At 61.0% G+C, this 21,524-nt stretch carries 17 protein-coding genes; 13 read left to right on the top strand and 4 right to left on the bottom strand.

Annotation, left to right across the window (positions count from 1 at the left end):
- Positions 1 to 101 precede the first annotated feature (101 nt).
- Positions 102 to 1,781, bottom strand: a complete 1,680-nt coding sequence (locus AC1EJ1_RS06280; RefSeq protein WP_285014582.1) for a class I adenylate-forming enzyme family protein — start codon at positions 1,779 to 1,781, stop codon at positions 102 to 104.
- A 133-nt stretch (positions 1,782 to 1,914) separates the two neighbouring features.
- On the opposite strand from AC1EJ1_RS06280, the gene rbfA reads away from it, so the two are divergent.
- The 3 genes from rbfA to AC1EJ1_RS06265 are packed head-to-tail and all read left to right on the top strand — an operon-like array spanning position 1,915 to position 4,385.
- The gene (rbfA, locus tag AC1EJ1_RS06275; RefSeq protein WP_092648451.1) at positions 1,915 to 2,430 is read left to right on the top strand and encodes a 30S ribosome-binding factor RbfA; all 516 of its coding nucleotides are present in this window, start codon (positions 1,915 to 1,917) and stop codon (positions 2,428 to 2,430) included.
- A gap of 14 nt (positions 2,431 to 2,444) precedes the next feature.
- Positions 2,445 to 3,392: a tRNA pseudouridine(55) synthase TruB gene (truB, locus tag AC1EJ1_RS06270; protein ID WP_285014585.1), complete on the top strand. Its 948-nt coding sequence runs from the start codon at positions 2,445 to 2,447 to the stop codon at positions 3,390 to 3,392.
- A gap of 3 nt (positions 3,393 to 3,395) precedes the next feature.
- Positions 3,396 to 4,385 (top strand): bifunctional riboflavin kinase/FAD synthetase, encoded by a 990-nt coding sequence (locus AC1EJ1_RS06265; RefSeq protein WP_058236427.1) that lies wholly within the window; start codon positions 3,396 to 3,398, stop codon positions 4,383 to 4,385.
- A gap of 37 nt (positions 4,386 to 4,422) precedes the next feature.
- Here the strand turns inward: AC1EJ1_RS06265 and AC1EJ1_RS06260 are convergent, their stop codons facing one another.
- The 3 genes from AC1EJ1_RS06260 to AC1EJ1_RS06250 all read right to left on the bottom strand — a co-directional run bounded on the left by AC1EJ1_RS06260 (position 4,423) and on the right by AC1EJ1_RS06250 (position 7,665).
- Positions 4,423 to 5,721, bottom strand: coding sequence for an MFS transporter (locus AC1EJ1_RS06260; RefSeq protein WP_058236428.1), 1,299 nt, complete (start codon positions 5,719 to 5,721; stop codon positions 4,423 to 4,425).
- Positions 5,718 to 7,022 carry a glycoside hydrolase family 1 protein gene (locus AC1EJ1_RS06255; RefSeq protein WP_058236429.1) on the bottom strand — a complete coding sequence of 435 codons (1,305 nt, stop codon included), beginning with the start codon at positions 7,020 to 7,022 and terminating at the stop codon, positions 5,718 to 5,720. The genes AC1EJ1_RS06260 and AC1EJ1_RS06255 overlap by 4 nt, the downstream gene beginning before the upstream one ends.
- Positions 7,023 to 7,092: 70 nt before the next feature.
- Positions 7,093 to 7,665, bottom strand: coding sequence for a YbaK/EbsC family protein (locus tag AC1EJ1_RS06250; RefSeq protein ID WP_285014591.1), 573 nt, complete (start codon positions 7,663 to 7,665; stop codon positions 7,093 to 7,095).
- A gap of 230 nt (positions 7,666 to 7,895) precedes the next feature.
- Here AC1EJ1_RS06250 and rpsO point away from each other — a divergent pair, with 230 nt between their 5' ends.
- From rpsO to AC1EJ1_RS06200, 10 genes are all read left to right on the top strand, one after another.
- Positions 7,896 to 8,165 (top strand): 30S ribosomal protein S15, encoded by a 270-nt coding sequence (gene rpsO, locus AC1EJ1_RS06245; RefSeq protein ID WP_058236431.1) that lies wholly within the window; start codon positions 7,896 to 7,898, stop codon positions 8,163 to 8,165.
- Positions 8,166 to 8,354: 189 nt separating this feature from the next.
- Positions 8,355 to 10,775, top strand: a complete 2,421-nt coding sequence (locus tag AC1EJ1_RS06240) for a polyribonucleotide nucleotidyltransferase (protein WP_480295547.1) — start codon at positions 8,355 to 8,357, stop codon at positions 10,773 to 10,775.
- A 209-nt stretch (positions 10,776 to 10,984) separates the two neighbouring features.
- Positions 10,985 to 11,677, top strand: coding sequence for a hypothetical protein (locus AC1EJ1_RS06235; protein ID WP_092648454.1), 693 nt, complete (start codon positions 10,985 to 10,987; stop codon positions 11,675 to 11,677).
- A 14-nt stretch (positions 11,678 to 11,691) separates the two neighbouring features.
- On the top strand, positions 11,692 to 13,017 hold the full coding sequence (locus tag AC1EJ1_RS06230) for a M16 family metallopeptidase (protein ID WP_480295613.1): 1,326 nt from the start codon (positions 11,692 to 11,694) through the stop codon (positions 13,015 to 13,017).
- A gap of 34 nt (positions 13,018 to 13,051) precedes the next feature.
- On the top strand, positions 13,052 to 13,798 hold the full coding sequence (gene dapB / locus AC1EJ1_RS06225; protein ID WP_480295546.1) for a 4-hydroxy-tetrahydrodipicolinate reductase: 747 nt from the start codon (positions 13,052 to 13,054) through the stop codon (positions 13,796 to 13,798).
- Complete coding sequence (locus tag AC1EJ1_RS06220) at positions 13,795 to 14,451, top strand: N-acetyltransferase family protein (RefSeq protein ID WP_480295545.1); 657 nt, start codon at positions 13,795 to 13,797, stop codon at positions 14,449 to 14,451. The genes dapB and AC1EJ1_RS06220 overlap by 4 nt, the downstream gene beginning before the upstream one ends.
- A gap of 43 nt (positions 14,452 to 14,494) precedes the next feature.
- On the top strand, positions 14,495 to 15,391 hold the full coding sequence (dapA, locus tag AC1EJ1_RS06215; protein ID WP_480295544.1) for a 4-hydroxy-tetrahydrodipicolinate synthase: 897 nt from the start codon (positions 14,495 to 14,497) through the stop codon (positions 15,389 to 15,391).
- A gap of 71 nt (positions 15,392 to 15,462) precedes the next feature.
- The gene (locus tag AC1EJ1_RS06210) at positions 15,463 to 17,154 is read left to right on the top strand and encodes a ribonuclease J (RefSeq protein WP_070725933.1); all 1,692 of its coding nucleotides are present in this window, start codon (positions 15,463 to 15,465) and stop codon (positions 17,152 to 17,154) included.
- Positions 17,151 to 20,537, top strand: a complete 3,387-nt coding sequence (gene lysX, locus AC1EJ1_RS06205) for a bifunctional lysylphosphatidylglycerol synthetase/lysine--tRNA ligase LysX (protein ID WP_480295543.1) — start codon at positions 17,151 to 17,153, stop codon at positions 20,535 to 20,537. Before AC1EJ1_RS06210 ends, lysX begins: the two co-directional genes overlap by 4 nt.
- On the top strand, positions 20,534 to 21,478 hold the full coding sequence (locus tag AC1EJ1_RS06200) for a PfkB family carbohydrate kinase (RefSeq protein WP_285014595.1): 945 nt from the start codon (positions 20,534 to 20,536) through the stop codon (positions 21,476 to 21,478). The genes lysX and AC1EJ1_RS06200 overlap by 4 nt, the downstream gene beginning before the upstream one ends.
- The last annotated feature ends 46 nt before the right edge of the window (positions 21,479 to 21,524 follow it).

Here is a 21,524-nt window from a genome sequence, read left to right as displayed (position 1 = left end):
TGCGTATGCGCGCACATTCACCCGTTCATTGGATTCAATGCCAATGTGCCCCGTACACGCACATGTCTGGTACACACACTTCCGGTACACACACCGCCCTGCTAGTCACCTGGTGCGAACACTGCGCGAAGCGCGCAGACGGTGACCTTGCCGTTGGACGATACCGGCAGTGACTCAACTACCGCCAGGCGCTGAGGCACTTTGAAGCGCGCAAGATATCGACCGGCAAACTCACGTACATCGTGAAGCGATGGCGCTTCGCACCCCTCATCCATGACCAGTACCGCGCTGACAGCTTCGCCCCACTTCACATCGGGCACACCCACCACATGCGCGGATCGGACTCCGTCCATGCGCGTGAGCACCTGTTCAACCTCGTGAGGGAGCACCTTTTCGCCGCCTGTGTTCACCGTGGCCACTTTGCGCCCCACGATGTGAACGAAGCCGTCCTCGTCAATGAAACCCAAGTCGCCGGTGCGCAGCCACGGGCCCCTCAACGATGCCGCGTTGAGTTCCTCGTCATTCCAGTACCCGTGGGTGACGGATGGGCCGGTGCAGATGAGTTCACCAATAGTGTTCGCACGGATGTCTCCCTCGCGCGAGCTGGGCGGCAGAACGCTCGCAACTGACGAGGGGGACTCGCCCGCCCGGGTACCTTCAACTGGGACAGCGTGTGCGTCCAGCCCATCCACCATCTCGATACCGATACGTGTGTGCGGGAAAGGAAAACCGCTGGTTGTGGAGCGGTCGGCTGGAAGACCGGGAACTAGGCACGTACCTGACGCTGCCTGCTCAGTCATCCCCCATACGCTGAACGGTTCAAGGCCTCGTTCGCGCAACATGGCGGCAAGGTCAGCCGGTACGGGTGCGCCACCGATCAAAGGGCGCGTGAATGAGGGCAACCCATCCGAGGTGAAAGTGGGAACCTGACACATCATGCGGTACATCGTGGGAACGGCGAACATCATCTCCACCTGGTAGCTGCCCAGGGCTTCGACCAGTGCAGCCGGATGGAACGCATCCACGATGATCACCGTTCCGCCCGAGACCGCTAGGTCCAGCGTGGTGCCGTTGAAACCACCGATATGGGACAGGGGAACGCTGACGGCTTCGACGGTGCGTGGACCATATTCGAAGACGTCGCGGAAATTGCGCGTGCCCCACCACAGGTTCTCATGGGTGAGTGTGACGCCCTTGGGATGAGCGGCCGTTCCCGAGGTGTACAAAATTGCGCCGACCGTGTCCGCAGGCAGTGCCGCCACATCAGCAAGCGGCAGGGGAGAGGTCTCAGCAACCGCGCGACTCCACTGGTCAACTGTCACGACGCGTGGCTGGCGGGCCGGGTGGGAAGCGTTGTCGGTGTCGATATTCAAGGTGGTCGCGCGCTCAACGCGGTCAATCTGAGCATCCCCGCAGATGATGACATCCGGCTCGCAGTTGACCAGGATGGCGGCTAATTCCCCGGCCTGCAGGTGCTGATCGAGCGGCACAGTGATGGCTCCTATTGCGGAGCAGGCCACGTGCACGAGCATATGCCAGGCGCAGTTCGGCGCCATGATAATGACGCGGCAGGTGGGTCCGACATTCCAGTCCAGTAAGACCTGAGCAGCGCGCAGCGCGTCGTCGAGGCTGTGAGCCAGGGTGCGGCGCGAGGCTTCCGAGTAGGTGTGCGCTGCAGGATCCAGATGCAGCTCGATGAGATTGTCGCGCCCGGCATGGCGCGCAGCGGACAGCGCGAGGAAATGGATGGCGGAAAAATCTGCGTGCGGCTCAGTGATCACGGCTCCTATTATGCAGCCACCGATGTGCTGACGGTGAACATGAGGTGATGGACACGATCACTAGGAACACGACGGCGCAGACACGTACGATAGAGGGTCGCAACGTTTGTTTACCAGCACAGGAGGCATCACCATGGCAGATGAATCGCGAGTACATAAGGTGGAGGACCGGATTCATCAGACGGTCGCACGCTTGCTGGGCCGACGCATCAAGGATCCGCGCCTGGGGTTCGTGACCATTACAGATGTGCGCGTCACAGGAGACTTGCAGCACGCCTCCGTGTTCTACACCGTCCTGGGTGATGACGAGGAACGCGCAGCAACGGCGCGCGCTTTCGAATCCGCCAAGGGGCTGATTCGCTCCGAAGTGGGCAAGGCATTGGGCATTCGATTGACCCCGACGCTCGAATTCATCCTCGACGCGCTTCCAGAGACGGCCGCCTCCATTGAAGATGCATTGGGCAAGGCTCGTGCGCGTGATGAGGAGATCGCGCGCGGTGCTCAAGGTGCCAGTTATGCCGGTGAGGCAGACCCCTACCGTCATCCCGAAGAAGACGACGAGGAATACGCCGACGAGGGAGGCGCTGACGACACATACGTCGATCAATCAGACATCGACGAGGCCGACGCCGACACCGACGAAATATAGGCCCGCCCAGATCCATGACACCTACCGATTCGAAGCAGAAGCCACAGCCACCCTCGGGAATTCTGATCGTTGACAAGCCCCAAGGGATGACCAGTCACGACGTGGTGAGCCGTGTGCGACGACTGGCGCACACCCGTAAAGTCGGGCACGCCGGTACGCTCGACCCGATGGCGACCGGTGTGCTGGTGATCGGTATCGGCAAAGCGACGCGGCTGCTCACCTACCTGAGCGCCAGTACGAAGATCTATGACGCCACCATGCGTCTGGGAATCGGGACAACCAGCGAGGACGCAGATGGGCAGGTCACGGAGTGCCCAGGAGCCAGCGATGTAACAGTCGATCAGGTGGCCGACGCTGCCCGTGTGGTGCGTGAACGCGGGTGGCAGGTGCCCTCTGCCGTCTCTGCCATCAAGATCGGTGGGAAGCGTGCGCACGCCCTGGTGCGCGAAGGAGAAGACGTCCACATCCCTCCGCGCGAGGTTCATATCAGCGCGATTGACCTGACTGGTCCGCTCCGCCCGACCGCAGCGGAGGCAGGCGTGCCGGTGGTGGACTGTGATATTCACGTTGAATGTTCGGCCGGCACCTACGTGCGAGCCATTGCCCGCGACATTGCCGAACAGCTCGGCACAGCTGCACACCTGACTGCTTTGCGCCGGCTGCAGGCCGGGGCATTCACTCTGGACGATGCTGCGCCACTGGATCGGCTTGAAGCGCTGACCGCTGAAGGAGCCGACGTGCCGATCATTCCCATTGGTGAGGCCGTCAGCAGACTCTTTGACACCCTTGAGATTTCTCAGGAGGAGGCCGCGCGCTTTGCTCACGGGAATCCGCCTGAACGCAGCGGCGCGCAGCTGGCTGATATGAATGTGGACCAGCCGATCGGCGTGTATTGTGAAGGCCGGCCTTTAGGCCTGGTGAAGGTACAAAACGGTGCTCTGCGCACGATAAGGGTGTGGTAAGACATGCAGGTGTGGACGTCAATTGACCAAGTGCCACGAGATTTCGCCTCCGTGGTGACCATCGGCAACTTCGATGGTATGCACCGCGGTCATCGGCGTGTGATCTCCGCCTGCGTGGACCGTGCGCGCAAACGTGGGGTGGCGGCAGTGGCCTGCACCTTTGACCCGCACCCCCGGCAAGTCCACCAGCCCGACTCGCATATGCAGCTGATCAGCCCACTGGAAGATCGCCTGAGCGCGATGGATGCTGCCGGCCTTGATCACACGCTTGTCATCCACTATGACCGCTCCTTCTATTCGCTGACGGCGCGCGAGTTCGTCCAGCTCACGCTCGTTGAGGTACTGGGTGCTGTGGAAGTTGTGGTTGGTGAGGATTTCCGCTTCGGCAAAGACAACGCCGGCACGGTCGAAACCTTGCGTGAACTGGGCAGAGAATACGGCTTTGATGTGGTGATGGTCGCTGACATCATCAGCCCGCAAGGTCGGCGCTGGTCGTCGTCCTGGGTTCGTGAACTACTTGACGAGGGTGACGTTGCTCAGGCGGCATATGTTTTGGGCCGACAGCACCGAGTGCGTGGCGTTGTTCAGCACGGATTCAAACGCGGACGCAAACTCGGTTTTCCGACTGCCAATCTGTCCGAGGGGATCGACGGTGTGGTGCCTGCGGACGGTGTGTATGCCGGATGGGTCGTGCGCTCGGTGCCGAATACGACGGCGCGTGAGTTCTATCCGGCAGCGATTTCAGTGGGCACCAACCCGCAGTTCGGTGGAGATAAGCGCACCGTTGAAGCGCACGTGCTGGGGCGCGCCGACCTGAACCTGTATGGCGAGCGCATCGCGGTGCATTTCGTGGAACGCATCCGTGCGATGCAGGCGTTCGACTCGGTCGATGCTCTGACGGCTCAGATGGATGATGATCTGCGGCAAACAGCATTGGTGCTGGGGATCGGCGTGTCAGGACGCGTGGATCCTGATGCCGTGACGGCCAACTGACTGAGAGCAGACATCTGCTCGGCACCGGGCAAGCTGCTCACGCCACGTTCTTCACCCGATAAATCACGAGTGCGCCGGTCAGTGCGAGCACTCCGGACAGGATATACAGGCCCGCATAGCCGCCCAGGAATGACAAGGCTCCCGCTGCCACGACCGGTGCCAGCGCATTTGGCGTGACAACCGCGATATTCATGATTCCGACATCGCGTCCGCGTTGCGCGGGGATTGGCAGTACCTCGTTGATCAGCGCCTGATCGACCGCCATGTACACGCCCCACGAAATGCCGAGTACCAGTGCGGCAATAATGACCACCCAGAACGCGTGCGCCCACGCCATGATCAAGCAGGCGGCCGCAACCCCAACGGATGATCCGGCCACGAAAATCAGGCGCCGGTGCATCTTGTCAGAAATCGACCCGGCCACCACGGCGCACACCACCACGGCCAGCGCATAGATTCCGGTCAGGATCAGCACGCCCGTATCCGGATCGTCCAGCTTGATGCGATCTCTCAGGTAGTAGAACAGGTAGAACAGTGCCGTCACGTTCCCCAGGGTCACAGCCATGCGCGCAATGAACACCCAGATAAAGTCTGCATATGGACGGTCGGCATTCGCCTGAGCGCCGACGGGTTTCTTCACATCCTCATCACTGTCATCGGTCGCGGCAGGTGTGGTCGGTGAGATCGCGAAGACGCCCTCGCCAGTGGGGACCTCGCGGTAGAAAACCAGGAACTGTACGACCAGGACCACCACGACTGCCGCGGAAATCCAGTAGGCCGGCGCGACATCGAAGACCGTGCCGATTGCCGTGCCGAGGACTAGGGCGAGTGTGTACGTCAGACCCATGACGCCTGAAACCGTGCCGTACTGGTTGGTCGGAACACGGTCGGGTGCCATCGCCTGGCTCGCTCCCACGGCGCTTGCGATCATGATCTGGAACAGCGTCCACGCGATCAGCAAACTGACGAACGAGGATGCCCCGCCCATCCACACCAGCAAGGCAGCTGATGTTACCGCGCCAATCAGCACCCACGGGGATCGACGCCCAAAACGCGAACGCGTCCAGTCGGTGACAAATCCCCACAATGCGGTGGCGATAATGGAGGCCGCACCGCCGACCGCCATGATCAGCGCAAGGTACTGCTCTTTGCCGTTGTCTCCGAAGAAGTCAAGGACCTGCTTGGCGATGAGGAGCTGGCTGGGGCCCGCCCACGCCAGGTTGATGCCCAGGTAAGCCAATCCGTAGCGACCGATCCAGCCTTTGGTGACGGGTGGTCGCGCATGAGGATCAACGAAGTGATCGTGGTGGTGGGTCTGGTCAGATGCGGTGCTCATTGCGGATCCTCCCGGTAACGCTGGCCGGCAACGTAGGTGTCGTAAAGATCCGGTGTCAGTGCGCCTTCGCGAATGATGTCGCGGTACATGAGGGCGGAGGGTTTGCACGTGCGCTGACCGGTGGCAGGATCCACACTGACCAGGCCGAAGCGCGCTGTCATTCCCTCGCTCCACTCCCAGTTGTCGGTAAAGCACCAGTGGTAGTAGCGCTCGACGGGCAGGCCACTGTGCGCCAGTGCATTCAGGTGATCCCAGATGAAGCGGCAGCGGAATGATTCATCGGCGTTTGCATCGCCGTTGTCGCACGTACCGTTTTCAGTGATCCATACGGGTGCGTTGTAGCGCTCAGCCAGTTCGCGTGTCACCTCCACGATGCCGTCAGAGTAGACCTCCCAGCCCAGGTCGTTGACAGGGGTACCGGGTATGGTGCCATCTTCGAGCTTGTCGATCGCGCTGCGCGAATAGTAGTTGATGCCCAGGAAGTCGTAGTAGCGCCCCGGTTTTACTCCGCCACTTGTGCCGAGGGCGACCGGAAACTCACCGACCAGCATTGCCTGTGCGATGGCGTCCTGGAACGCATAGCGGGCAACGCGGGTGAGTACCCTGTGCGACGGGTTCGAGGCGACGCGCGGCACAAAAACACGCATGTGGTGCGCGAAACCGACCTTCGCTTCTGGTTGCAGCCGGTGGATCAGCATGTAGGCGCGGCAGTGAGCCTGAGCGAGGTGGCGCAGGCAGGCGCGCACGCTGCGCCACGATACATCTGCCGGGGGACCTTCCTGGAACAGGTGCGCCTGCGTGACATAGACATTGGGTTCGTTGATCGTCACCCAGTCGGTGACGAGGTTGCGAAATTCGCGTACTACCCGGTAGACGAAACGCATGAAGCAGGTGATGTTCTCGTGGCGGGTGAATTCACCTCGCTGGGCAAACCAGCGCGGATTAGAGAAGTGGTGCAGCGTCACGAGGGGTCGGATCCCTGCTTCGACGAGTGCTTCGAGCTCGTGTCGGTAATGGGCAATGGCGTCAGTGTCGAAAACACCTTCTTCGGGTTCGATGCGCGCCCACTCCAGGGACATTCGGTAGTCGCGAATGCCAAGGTTGCGCATCAGTTCGATGTCCTCGCGCCAATGCTGCCAGTGGTCGACCGCAGTAGCGGGGTCGGAGTTGTCGCGGATAGTGCCGGGCTTTTGAGCCCAGTCATGCCAGTCGTTGTGGGTGTCGCCGCCCTCGATCTGAAGGGAGGACGTGGCGACGCCCAGATGCAGGCTGGTCGGTAAGGTCACGTCGTCGGGATCCATACCGTGATGCTAGCAGGGCGACAGCACGTATGTGAGTGGTCGCTCACAGCAGCATGGGATGTGAGCCTCGTCAGGCCTGTTCGCTGACCGGCTGTGCGAGTCCCTCGATCACCTCGGCACCGGGCAGGGCCGCCAGCAACTCGCCGGGCACCGCCAACTTGGAGCGACGCAGACCTGACCCGATGACACACATGTCGACTGTCACGCGCGGATCCAACAGCAGGCGCCACTGTGGCGGCACGCCCACAGGTGTGATGCCGCCATATTCCATGCCGGAGGCTTCCACTGCTTTGTCCTGCGGCCAAAACGAGCACTTGCGCACGTCCAGTGTCTTCTTGATGACATGGTTGACGTCGGCTCGCGTCGTTGCGCGCACGACAGCGGCAGCCACGCGTTCATCACCGTTGCGCTTGCCAGCAATGAGGACGCAGTTACACGACAAAGCCAGATTCATCTGGTAGTGCTCAGTCATCGCCTCGGTATCGGCGTAGTCTGGATCAATGTCGGCTACCAGGGCCTGCGCAGTCAGCTCCGGCTCACGCTTGGCCAGTTCCTGAAGTGCCTTCGCGGTAGGATCCGCGAGAAGATCGAGATGCTCGAGGGCAGGGAGCCATGTCGCTGTTCCATCCAATTCAATACTCATATGGTTATTTCAGCCTGCCTGATCAACAGGCGCCACCTGAATTTCTTATGATGAGACATTAAAGCTGAACGTGCGCCATCTCACCGCGCTCGCAGCGTGATTTTCGCCCTGATCAGGCTGAAGTGAGGGCGGGGCGTGTTAGCCTGTATTCGCCGTTAGATCGGCCGCGGGATGGATTGCACGAAGACAAGCTTCGATGCTCCGCGCAGCGAGACATTTGAGGAGAACACGTGCCGCTGAGTAAAGATGTTAAAGACCAGATCATTGCTGAGTACGCAACTCATGAGGGCGACACAGGCTCTCCCGAGGTGCAGATTGCTCTGCTGAGCCAGCGAATCAAGGATCTGACGGAGCACTTCAAGTCGCACCCGCACGATCACCACTCACGTCGTGGATTGATGCTGCTGGTTGGTCGTCGCCGCAGGCTCCTCGGATACCTGTCGGACATCGATATTGAACGCTACCGTTCACTGATCGACCGCCTTGGCTTGCGTCGCTGAGTAAAGCTCGGCCCGGCTCCACCTGGAACCGGGCCGCTTTTGCTATCCCGACTCGACAATGCGCGCCTTGAACGAGCGGTTTTCGACAGTGGCTTACGGAACGCATGAACAGAAAATGCCGGTCCGTGGGCTTCGATCGAAGGCCGACGTCGGGCGCATGACCAGAACAAGAAATGGAGTATTACGCCCATGATGGAAGGCGAAGAAATCACCGCTGCCGAAGCCATTATCGACAATGGCAAATTCGGTAAGCGCACCGTCCGTTTTGAAACCGGACTGCTTGCGCAACAAGCTGCCGGCTCAACGCTGGCATACCTCGACGACGAAACAGTCGTCCTGTCCACCACGACTGCAGGGAAAAATCCCAAAGATCAGTTCGACTTCTTCCCGTTGACCGTTGACGTGGAAGAGCGTTCCTACGCTGCTGGCCGCATCCCCGGATCATTCTTCCGTCGCGAAGGCCGCGCCGGAACTGAAGCGATCCTGGCTGCACGTCTCATCGACCGCCCGCTGCGCCCCGGATTTGTCAAGGGCCTGCGCAACGAAGTCCAGATCATTGAGACCGTTCTTGCGGTTCACCCCGATGACGCATACGACGTCCTCGCCATTAACGCGGCGTCGATGTCCACCCAGATCGCGGGCCTGCCCTTCACTGGCCCGATCGGTGGTACGCGCCTGGCTCTGATCGATGACCAGTGGGTCGCATTCCCGCGTTGGTCCGAGCTGCAGCGCTCCGTGTTCAACATCGTGGTCGCCGGCCGCATCGTCACCAACGAGGACGGCACGGATGACGTGGCCATCATGATGGTGGAAGCCGGCGGCGGCGAGAACGAATGGGAACTCATCCAAAACGGTGCCACCGCGCCGACTGAAGATGTCGTTGCCGACGGCCTGGAAGCCGCTAAGCCATTCATTCGCGCGCTGTGCGAAGCACAGATGAAGGTGGCGGAGAAGGCCTCCAAGGAAACAGGCGAATTTGAGCTCTTCCTTGATTACACCGACGAAGAGTACGACGCCCTCGAAAAGCAGGTGGGTGACAAGCTGGCCGAGGCCCTCAAGACTGAAGGCAAGCTTGCCCGCGACGAGGCCGTTGACGCTGTGCGCGACGAGGCTCTGGCAGCACTTGAGGAACAGTTCCCTGAAGGCGAGAAGGACCTCAAGGCTGCATTCCGCGCCTTGGAGAAGAAGACGATTCGTGAGCGCACACTGCGTGAAGGCATCCGCATGGATGGCCGTAATCCGCGCGAGATCCGCTCCCTGTTCGCTGAGGTCGGTCTTCTGCCTCGCGTCCACGGTTCAGCACTCTTCCAGCGCGGCGAAACTCAGATCCTGGGTGTGACCACGCTGGCCATGCTGCGCATGGAGCAGCAGCTCGACAACCTGAGCCCGATTACCTCCAAGCGCTACATGCACCAGTACAACTTCCCGCCATTCTCCACCGGTGACACCGGCCGCGTCGGATCCCCGAAGCGCCGCGAAATCGGTCACGGTGACCTGGCTGAACGCGCACTCAAGCCGGTTCTGCCCGCGCGCGAAGAATTCCCCTACGCCATCCGTCAGGTCTCCGAGGCATTGGGCTCGAACGGCTCCACCTCAATGGGATCGGTGTGTGCCTCAACGTTGTCACTGCTGCAGGCTGGCGTGCCGCTGCGCGCACCCGTCGCCGGTATCGCAATGGGCCTGATGACCGGCGAAATTGACGGTGAGCAGAAGGCCGTGACCCTGACCGACATCCTCGGCGCAGAAGACGGCTTCGGCGACATGGACTTCAAGGTCGCGGGCACCAGCGAATTCATCACCGCTCTGCAGCTGGACACCAAGCTGGACGGCATTGATTCACAGCTCCTGCGTTCCGCGCTCGCACAGGCTCGCGATGCCCGCCTGGCGATCCTCAAGCTGATCCACGACGCGATCGACGGCCCCGATGAGATGTCCGCCAACGCGCCTCGCATCATCACCGTCCAGGTTCCGGTCGACAAGATCGGTGAGGTCATTGGACCCAAGGGCAAGATGATCAACCAGATTCAGGACGAGACAGGCGCTGAAGTTGTCATCGAAGATGACGGCACAGTGTTCATCTCTTCTTCCGATGGTGCATCTGCAGAAGCGGCACGCACCATGGTCAACCAGATCGCAAACCCGCAGATGCCTGAGGTGGGTGAGCGCTTCGTCGGCACCGTCGTCAAGACGACATCCTTCGGCGCATTCGTCTCCCTGACGCCAGGCAAGGACGGTTTGCTGCACATTTCGCAGGTTCGTCGCCTGGTCGGTGGCAAGCGCATCGAATCTGTCGATGATGTGCTGCAGGTGGGCCAGCAGATCGAGGTTGAGATCGCTGAAATCGGTGACCGTGGCAAGCTGTCTCTGCATGCCGTCGTTGACGGAGAGGCCGCTGAATTCGAGCCGGAACCGCGTAAGGACAAGTCCGGACAGTCCGACAAGGACCAGGATGATCGTTCAGAGCGCTCCGGACGCGGTCGCGGACGCGGCCGTGGAGAGCGTCGCCAGCGCACCCGCACCCGTCGTCATCACAACGACGAGGGCGGCTCTCACGACGCAGACTCGAAGGATCAGTCAGATTCCACTGACTCCTCCGACGATGCTGAGTAAGTGAGAACGCTGAATAAGTCTGAACGCTGAGTGATGCTGACTCGGCAAGGCGCGGCACCCGACTGAGGGTGCCGCGCCTTCTTCGTGGGCTGGCCGAAGGCCTGCCTCGAACAACGCCGGTATGGTCACAGGCAGGTGCGCCGCGGCTCAATGGCATAAGCTAAGTCTGACGCGTGCAACACAGCTGCGAACCAACGAAAGGACAGCTCATGAAGCGCTTCACGGATCCGGTCTTATTCGGCGCCCTTTTTGTCTTGGATACGCTGGCATGGCTGATACTGATGTCCACCGGCGGCATTGAAACCGCAGACCCCGGCTACGTCGCACCGATGACGGTCGGCAGCATCATTGTCATCGCCTGCCCAGCTCTGTTGGTTGCCACAGTTCTCGGCTTTGCGCGCGCTATCACCCGCCAGTCACCACGCAGCTTCTATATGTGGGCATTGTGCATGACGGTTGCCGCCGCCGTGATCGTCGGAATCGCAAGCGCCGCAACATCTGCATGGGGCATTGAAGTGGGATTCGGATGGATGACGTGGTTCTTCGCCATCATGGCTCTCGCACTTCTGATCGCTCTGATCATCGCACTCACCGGCGGCATCCCGTCGGAAAAGCACCTGGGCACCAGCGCCAAGGAGTCCAACGCTGACACCTCAGCCAGTCGCAACGACAAGACGGCAAGCGCCAAAACACGCACAACGGCTCCGCACAAATCCCGCTCGAGCCTGGAAAGCGATCCGCCACAAGACATCGCACCTGTCGGCGCCTCCGCAACTGAAGGCTCCAAGATGACGTCGAAGCAGGCGCGCCAGGGTACCGACCCGCTTGACCTGCCCGACTCGTCAATTACGCCATCCGCGTCAAATGGCACATCAACGAATGCACCAAAGGAATCTCGTTAGTGACCGCACCAACCATAACTGGTATCGATCTTCCACTCGGCGGCGCGCAGGCAGCGGCCTCGTCAATGACCGTCAGCGATGATGAAACGACGGTGACGCGCACGATCCTGCCACGCGGCGTCAGAATCATCACTCAGCACGTCCCCGCCACGCGCTCAGCGGCAATCGGGCTGTGTGTGCCGGTCGGCTCGCGCGACGAAAGCCCTGTTCACGCTGGAGCCACACACTTCCTGGAGCACCTGCTGTTCAAAGGCACACCAACGATGAGTGCGCTCGATATTGCGGTCGCATTCGACGCGGTCGGCGGTGAAACAAACGCGGAAACCGACAAGGAACACACGCAGTACTATGCGCGGGTGCGTGACGCGGATGTGGATATGGCGCTAAGTGTCCTCACCGACATGGTGACCTCCTCATCGCTGGTGCCCGACGCTTTCGACGTGGAAAAAGGCGTGATCCTTGACGAACTGGCGATGGCGAAGGACTCACCGCTCGATGCAGTCCACGAAGCATTCGCTGCCGCTGTTTTCGGTGACACAACGCTGGGCAAACCGGTCGGCGGAACTCCTGAAGCAATCCGAGCCGTCAGCCGTGACGACGTGTGGGAGCACTACCAGTCCCATTACGGTCCAGACCGCCTCATCGTCTCCGTTGCCGGAAACGTTGAACACGACCACATCGTCGACCTCGTCGCTGCTTCGCTCGACCGGGCAGGGTGGCATGGGGACGAGGGAGGCCTCGGACCTGCTCCCAGGCGTGACACAACACCGGCACAGCTGGCACAACCCACTGTCCAGGAACGTCACCGCGACGTCGAACAGGCTCATGTGATCGTCGGATGCCCTGCGCTGCAGGTCGGTGATGACCGCATCCCTGCGATGTCAGTACTGCTGTCTATCCTGGGCGGGTCGATGTCGTCACGCCTGTTCCAGGAGATCCGTGAAAAACGCGGCCTGGCTTACACGACATATGCCTTCAACATGCGCTACTCGAATGCCGGCGCATTCGGGATGTATGCCGGTACGTCGCCCGCACACGTGGAGCAGGTTGAACAGCTCATGAACGAACAACTGCAGGCTCTGGCTTCTGACGGGCCGACCGAGGAAGAGATCGTTCGGGTACGTGGACACGTGCGCGGCGCGATCGCCCTGGGGCTGGAAGATAACCTGTCACGGATGGGCCGGCTGAGTAACGCCGAGCTGACCGGCACGTATTTCACGGTCGATCAGGGCTTGGCCCGCATCAACGCAGTCACCCAGGAAGACGTGCGAGCGCTGGCAGCTGAGCTGCTCAACGCCGAGCAGGGCCGCGCGGTCGTGCTGCCGAACGCGCGCAGCTAAGACAGCCGCAGGCCACCGCGGCGAAGGAGGAGAGATGAACACACTGCGAGTTGCAGTCGTTGGTGCTCGAGGACGCATGGGTGCGACCGTCGTTGAGGCCGTCAGCGCAGCACCAGACATGGAGGTTGTCGCGCGCATCGATGTCGATGACCAGATCGCCACTGACACACTCAACCAGGCGACGGTCGCTGTTGATTTCACCGCTCCGGCCGTGACAGAAGATAATGTGCATGCGTTGCTGGACTGCGGCGTAAACGTCGTGGTGGGGACAACGGGCTGGACCGATGAGTCTCGCGGGCGCGTCGCGGAGCACGCCGAACGCGCAGGTAGATCCGTCATCATCGCGCCGAACTTTGCGATGTCAGCAATTCTGGCGATGAAATTTGCCGAAATGGCCGCGCCGTACTTCGAATCGGCTGAAGTGATCGAGATGCACCATCCGAACAAGCTGGACGCACCCTCGGGCACGGCTCGCGCCACAGCTGAATGCATTGCCCGTGCCCGCCGCGAAGCAGGATGCGATCCGATGCCCGATGCGACCCGCACCGACCCTGAAGGAACTCGCGGCGGCGTCATTGACGGTGTCCCCGTGCACGCCGTGCGGCTGCGTGGACTGGTCGCACATGAAGAAATCCTGCTGGGCAACAAAGGCGAGCAGCTCGTCATTCGCACCGATTCCTTCGATCGCGCATCGTTCATGCCCGGCGTCCTGTTCGCTATCCGTCACGTGCACGAACAGCCCGGTTTGACCGTCGGTGTCGATCAGCTCATGACACTATGAGCAACGCTGATAGCCGCGTCTCAGTACGCCCCGCAACCGCCCCGGATGCAGCCGACATTGCTGCCATTCAGGTCGCATCCCTACGCAGCGTTGCTCGCGCCGTAGGGGGAGCATCCGTCGACGTTTCGCCTATGGAGGTGCAGCGCGCCTGGAATGACACGCTCTCACGCACACCACCGCCGGGATGCTCCACAATGGTGGCGCTGCACGGCAGCTGCGTTGTCGGGTTCGTGGTCGCGCAGCCGGCACCGTCCCATCACATTGACCATGCGAAGGCACCTGATATCCCAGACGGCCTTGAGCTGGCCGCCCTCGACGTGGACGAGAGATTCAGGCGCTCTGGACACGCCTCCCGCATGCTGGCAGCAATTGTGGATACCGCGCGGGAAGCGGGGCTGTCTGCCCGCAGTCTCCAGGTGTGGATCAGCCCCAACGATGAAGCGCGCGTCAGATTCTTCCAGTCAGCAGGTTTTGCGCCGGCAGGGCTGCTCAGACGGCTCGATGTGGCAGGAACGCCGATGACGCAGCACCTGTGGTGGGCAGGACTCGACTCCGCGGGATCAGGTGGCGGTGGCAGGCCGAATGCGCAAGCAGACAGTGCCGGTGCTCGCGGCCCTGAAGGGTGCGACCACCCTGCAGAATCCACCAACTGAAACAACGCGGCCCCTCGTGACGCCATCTCCTAGACTGTGAAACATGAAACATCTTCCGTCACGCATTTTCGGATCCCTCGCGCCCGCACTGGTGACCCCTTTTCACCAGGATGGCTCACTTGATGCCGAGGCAGCAGCCAAGCTCGCCACCAAACTGGTCGACGACGGATGCGACACGATCCTTCTGTCGGGTACGACGGGTGAATCACCGACCACCCACCAACCTGAAAAAGACGAACTGACCAGAGCTGTCAAGGAAGCTGTGGGGCAGCGCGCTCACATCATGTGCGGCGCATGCTCGAACGACACTGCTCACGCCGTGCGCATCGCGGAAGGAGCGCAGGCATGCGGAGCTGACTGTCTGCTGGTCGTCTCCCCGTACTACAACCGACCTTCCCAGGCTGGACTGATTGCGCACGTGCGCGCCATCATGGACGCGACCGACCTGCCGATCATGCTCTACGACATTCCGGGGCGCACCGGCCTGGCGTTCAGCGACGAGACGTTCGATGAGCTGGCCCAATACGACCGCATTAAAGGCGTGAAGGATGCGACCGGTCAGGTGGAACGAGGATCGGCACGTATGCATCGCACAGGGTTGGAATACTACTCAGGCGATGACGGTGAGAACTTCAACTGGCTGGTGGCCGGCGCATCAGGACTGATCTCAGTGGTTGCCCACGTTGCCGCCGCTCAATACCGCCGGATGATTGATTTGCTGGATGACAACCAGGTGTGGGAAGCGCGCGAAATCCACTTCGAACTGCGCCCACTGGTCGACGCCATCATGGGAGGCGGACAAGGGACAGTGATGGCGAAGGCCGCACTGGCACTGCAGGGAATCATCGACACACCGGCCGTCCGCCTGCCGCTCGTGCCGGCATCTGATGAGGAGCTCACGCGCCTGCGTCACGTCATGGAACGCATGAACCTGCTGTGAAATAGCGTGGGAAAACATCTGGACGCGCGCCGCCGCTTTCAGCGCGGTCCAATGCGTGAGACACTTGCCCCATGAAGTCCCTGTACGAAAACTTAACCGAACCGGCACCCCTACCCGCGGGCGCCCTGCGGATCGTGCCCCTCGGTGGTCTCGGTGAGGTCGGCCGCAACATGACCGTCCTCGAATATGACGGAAAGCTGCTCATCGTCGACTGCGGCGTTCTCTTCCCCGAAGAAAGTCAGCCAGGTGTTGACCTGATTCTGCCTGACTTCTCGTGGATTGAGGAGCGCCTCGACGATGTGGAGGCGATGGTACTGACCCACGGCCACGAAGATCACATCGGCGCCGTCCCCTACCTGCTCAAACTGCGCTCTGACATCCCGATCTATGGGTCGGACCTGACATTGTCGTTCGTTGAGCCCAAGCTGCGCGAACACCGCCTGGAGAACCCACCCCTGAACGTCGTAGATGAACATGACACTGCCGAGGTCGGCCCGTTCAGCCTGGAATTTATTGCGGTGACGCACTCCATTCCGGATGCGCTCGCAGTGTTCGTGCGCACTCCCGCCGGCAAAGTTCTGATGACCGGCGACTTCAAGATGGACCAGTTGCCCCTCGACCACCGCCTGACCGACCTGCGTTCATTCGCCCGGTTCGGCGAAGAAGGCGTCGACCTGTTCATGGTGGACTCCACAAACGCCGAGGTGCCAGGATTCATCACTCCTGAACGCGAAATCGGCCCCGTCCTCAACCAGGTTTTCTCAGATGCGACCGGCCAGATCATCGTGGCCTCCTTCGCCTCGCACGTGCACCGCGTCCAACAGGTCATCAATGCGGCGGCGCGCAGTGGACGCAGGGTTGCCCTCGTGGGACGGTCAATGGAACGCAATATGCGCATCGCGGAAGAAAAAGGCTACCTGTCAATTCCCGAGGGTGTCCTGATCGAACGCTCGATGATAGGGGAGCTGCCTCCAGAGCAGCGCGTCTACATGGCGACCGGCTCGCAGGGCGAACCGATGGCCGCGCTGTCACGCATGAGCGTAGGATCGCACCGATTCGTCACGATCGAACCGGGCGACACTGTGGTGTTCGCTTCCTCACTGATCCCGGGCAATGAAAACTCGGTCTATCGGGTCATCAACGACCTGACTCGACTGGGCGCAAAAGTCGTGCACCAGGCCAATGCGAAGGTTCACGTGTCCGGTCACGCCTCTGCCGGTGAACTCATCTACGCTTACAACCTCGTGCAGCCAGCCAACGTCATGCCGATTCACGGCGAGATCCGCCACCTGGTGGCCAACGGACAGCTGGCCGTCAAGACAGGTGTCTCCCCGGAAAATGTCGTGCTGGCTGAAGACGGCGTGGTCGTTGACCTGATCGATGGGAAAGCGCGCGTTGTGGGCGCGGTTCCATGTGAATACATCTACGTCGACGGACGCTCGATCGGTGAAATTTCCGACGACGAACTCGAGACGCGTCGCACGCTGGGAGCCGAAGGGTTCATCAGCGTGTACGCCGTGGTGGAACATGATTCAGGGATGGTGCTCGCACCGCCGACGATCCGCGCGATCGGCATGGCTGAGGACGATTCTGTTTTCGACGAGATCCTGCCTGATGTGGATGACGCACTGCGCCAGGCAGCAGCGCCAGGAGGACAGGATCCCTACAAACTGCAGCAGGCCATGCGGCGCGTTCTGGGCAGGTGGGTGGCGCGCAAGCTGCGTCGCCGCCCGATGATTGTGCCTGTCGTGGTCGAGCAGTGAACGTAACACCGTCCACATCGAAACGCAGTCCGCTTCCACCAGCCAGCGAGCAGGCCACCGCCCGCGCGCTGAGAATACCGACCATCGTCTCGGACATTTACGCCATTACGATGATCTGGTCCCTCCTGTCGGTGCTGATCCACCTGATCGCTCCGCGCGTCGTTGAAATCGGCATGTTGATCACGAGCGCGTTGAACTTGCCGTCGGGTGCCGGCCTGTTCGAAGCAGTAGTGTGTGGGTCAATCGCGCTGGCCGCATCGCGACGAAAACGCGTCGTACTATGGGCCATCGCCTTTTTCCAGATCATTGGCGCCCTCACGTCCGTGTTGTTCATCATCCTTTTCGTTGCGGACGGTAGCGCTGTGTGGCTGGATATGCCGTCCTTACTGATCTCGCCGCTCGTGGCGCTCATCGTGATGGTGGCGCTGTTGCACTATCGGGCCTCGTTTCCCTCGCACATTGTGCGCGGGTCCCTCGTCGGTGCCTTGGTCATTCTGATCACAGGGATCGGCACTTCGATCGTGTGGGGAATTGTGCTGGTGACGTGGGGACCGTGGTCGCATACCACTGCTGGACCCGGATGGGTGATTTCACGCTCTCTGGGCTTCGTGTCGCTGACACTGACCGACGGTAGCGAGCCGATAGGGCCGCGCCCCCTTGCACTGGCGTTGTCTTTATGGTCAGCGCTGATCTATCTGTTGGCACTGGCCTACTTCCTGCGCGGGCAGAAAACGCCGGGACGCACTTGCGGAGATGACCTGAAAACGCGCGAACTGCTGGCCCGTTGGGGAACAGATTCGCTCGGGTACTTCGCAACCCGTGGTGACCGGTCCCTGGTGCTGTCAACAGATCAACGTGCCGGCGTATCCTATTCGGTTCTGTTTGGTGTCTGCATGGCTGCCGGCGACCCGCTGGGTGATCCCCAATCATGGCAGAACGCGATCGCGCAGTGGCGCCTGCGCTGCGCCCGCTTCGGATGGATTCCGGCCGTTCTTTCTGCCTCCGAATCAGGAGCGCGTGCCTACCGACAGCAGGGGTTTGCCGTGCGAGCCATGGGGGATGAAGCAATCGTCCACGTCCGCGACTTCGAATTGCGTGATCCCTACATGAAAGACCTTGCCCATGCGGTTCGCCGAGTGGCACGCGCCGGTATCGATATTTCGATCCGCCAACTCGGAGAGATCGACGCCGAGGAACGCTGCTGCCTGGAACGGGTCGCCAACGAGTATCGCAGAGGCGACGAACGCGGCTTTTCCATGGCGCTGGACCGCATGTTCGACCCGGTGGATTCACGCACACGAGTAGTCGTTGCCCGCGCAGGTGACGGCACTATCGAAGCAATTCTGACATTCGTGCCGTGGGGCAATACGGGGCTGTCACTGAACCTGATGCGTCGATCAGCTACAGCGACAAACGGCATCATTGAAGCCATGATTGTCGCCCTGATAACGGACTGCGCTGACGGGCCGATCAACGCGATCTCATTGAACTTTGCGATGTTCCGTCGTATTTTTCGCGAGGGCGAGGCGGTTGATGCCACGTGGCGTGCCCGGCTGCTCCGGCGCATCATGCGCGCCGCATCCAAATGGTGGCAGCTCGAGTCCCTGTATGAATCCAATTCCCGCTACCGCCCCGAGTGGTTTCCTCGTTATATGTGCTATCGCACGTTCGCAGAAATCACACATGTTCTGGCTGCAGCCGGTGGACTAGAGGGTTTCCTGCCCGTATGGGCTGACATTGACCATGGACAGTCATGGGGCATTGATGACGAACACCGCAGGGCAGTGCACGCCATCGAGCAGGAAGCCCATCAGGCTGTTGTGCCGCAGCGTGCACTCACGGAGCAAGAACGCGTCCGCCGCTCCAAGGCTGAGCGTCTGCGCCAAAGCGGCATGGAACCGTGGCCTCCGTCACTGTCGCTGGGGCTTCTCCCTGATCAGGTGCGCGCTCAAGCGCGGCAGTGTGCCGATGATACCTGGTCCCCTGACGAGGTCACTACCGGTGGGCGCATCCGTGCCATCCGAGATCATGGCGGCATCATCTTCGCCGACCTTGACCGAGGCGGGCAGACGATTCAGATCATGCTGGAACAATCCACGACGGAACCGGCAGTGTTCGAACTGTGGGGCCTGTGTGACATCGGAGACTCGGTGGCAGTAACAGGGCACCCAGGTCGTACACGCTTTGGCGAGCCGACGGTGCGGGTGGCAACGTGGACGATGGCGGCAAAATCGCTGCGTCCTCTGCCTGCCCACGGCACGACGCTGGATGCTCAGACCCGCTCCCGCCAGCGTGTGACACATCTGTTGACAGACTCCACTGCGGTGGATCTTCTGCGCAAACGCTCGCGCGTGATGGCCACTACGCGCGCTGTGCTGGCGCACAACGGATTTACCGAAGTGGAAACGCCAATCCTGCATCCGATTAAGGGCGGGGCGAACGCTCGGCCATTTATTACACACCTGAATGCCTATGGTTCCAACGTATTCTTGCGGATAGCTCCCGAACTGTACTTGAAGCGACTGGCTGTGGCGGGTATGGACGCCATTTTCGAAATGGGACGCTCCTTCAGGAACGAGGGGGCGGACATGACCCATAATCCCGAGTTCACCTCCCTGGAGGCCTACCGAGCGGGCGGCGACTACACAACGATGCGTCATCTGGCCCAGGAACTCATCCAACGCTGCGCCCTGGAAGTCAACGGACAATGCGTATGTCTGCGGCCGGCAGGGTCATTCGGTACCGAGGGATTGCAGACGGTGTGCCGCTACGACGGTGTAGACATGGTCGAATACGACCTGTCAGGTGAGTGGCCTGTGATTGGTGTCCATGAGGCGATCAGTGCTGCCACGAACACCACAGTGACACCGGATTCGGACGATGATGAGCTGATCGGCCTCTGTCACGCGCACGGCATTGACGTACCACCCGTTGTCGACCACGGAGCACTGATCGCGGTACTCTACGATGACCTAGTTGAAGCGCAAACGGTTCAGCCGACGTTCTACCGCGACTTCCCAGCATCCTCTTCGCCACTGACCCGCAAACATCGCGACGACCCCCGTCTTGCCGAACGGTGGGACCTGGTGGCTTTTGGCATGGAGTTAGGCACGGCCTACACAGAGCTGACAGACCCTATTGACCAGCGCGAACGTTTCGTTGAACAGTCGCTGGCGGCAGCAGCGGGAGACCCTGAGGCAATGAGCATCGACACGGCATTTCTCGATGACCTCGACCTGGGATTGGTGCCGACCGGAGGTGTGGGAATCGGAATGGATCGGTTGGTCATGTTGTTGACCGGCAGCACGATTCGTCAGATTCTGGCGTTCCCATATGTGCGTCCTATGACTCACGCAGGAACAGAAGGTACGGTAATGGCATGACCGGTCGTTTCATCTCGACAGATTCCATCGTGCTGTCGCTCCCGCTGCACGTTGATCACATCCCCGAGCGGGGAACATCCGTGCGGGCAGACAGCGCCATGTCACGACCGGGAGGTGGTTTCACCACGCTGTCAGCCGTGGCAGCCTACGGGATCCCCGCGCTGCTGGCCTCACCACTGGGAACCGGACCGAACTCCTTCACCGTGCGCCGCCAGCTTGCCCACGCTGGCGTCCAGATCGTGACTGATGAACTGGTGGGCGACATCGGCGCTGCCATCATGCTGGTGGAAAACGACGGCTCGACCACGTCCGTCGCTACGTCAGGCGTTGAATCTGAGCCATCGCGCGCCGCCCTCGACCGTATTGAGCTGCACGAGGGGGACCTTGTCCATATCGGTGGCGCTGACCTGGTCAACGAGTCCAGTGCGCGCGTCCTGTCCGGATGGGGAGCAGACCTGCCCGATGATGTCACGCTGGTTGTCTCCGTGTCACCGGCTGTGGAGCAGGTACCAGTGTGGGCGTGGCGCCGACTGCTGAAACGTGTGGATGTTCTGACCATGAATATCCGCCAGGCCTCCACGTTGAGCCGGATTCTGGCAACTACTGAGCCTGGCACTGCGATTCGACATGTCATACGCCCCGACGCCGCAATCGTGCGTCGCCTGGGTGTGATGGGGTGTGAAGTGCAGGTCGATGAGAACTCGCCGCGCGTACAGATTCCCGCATTCGATTCCATTACCGTTGACACGGTCGGTGTGGGCGATACGCATATCGCGATCATGTCGGCCGCACTGCTGGAGGGGCACGACCTGATCGAAGCATGCCGCATTGCCAACGCCGCGGCAGCGGTGACCATTTCACATGAATCGGCACTGCCGGTGCCCACGCGCAGTCAGATCGAGGAAGTCCTGCGGGAAAAACGCGTGAAATACTCCATGTAAGGCGATCTGGCGCGTCAGTCGGCGCGTCTGAAACGGATCGGAAAGC

It is taken from the genome of Pauljensenia sp. C0170B4 (assembly GCF_056590235.1).
Note: the sequence above shows the minus strand (reverse complement) of the source record. Positions and strands in the feature narration are given on the sequence as shown.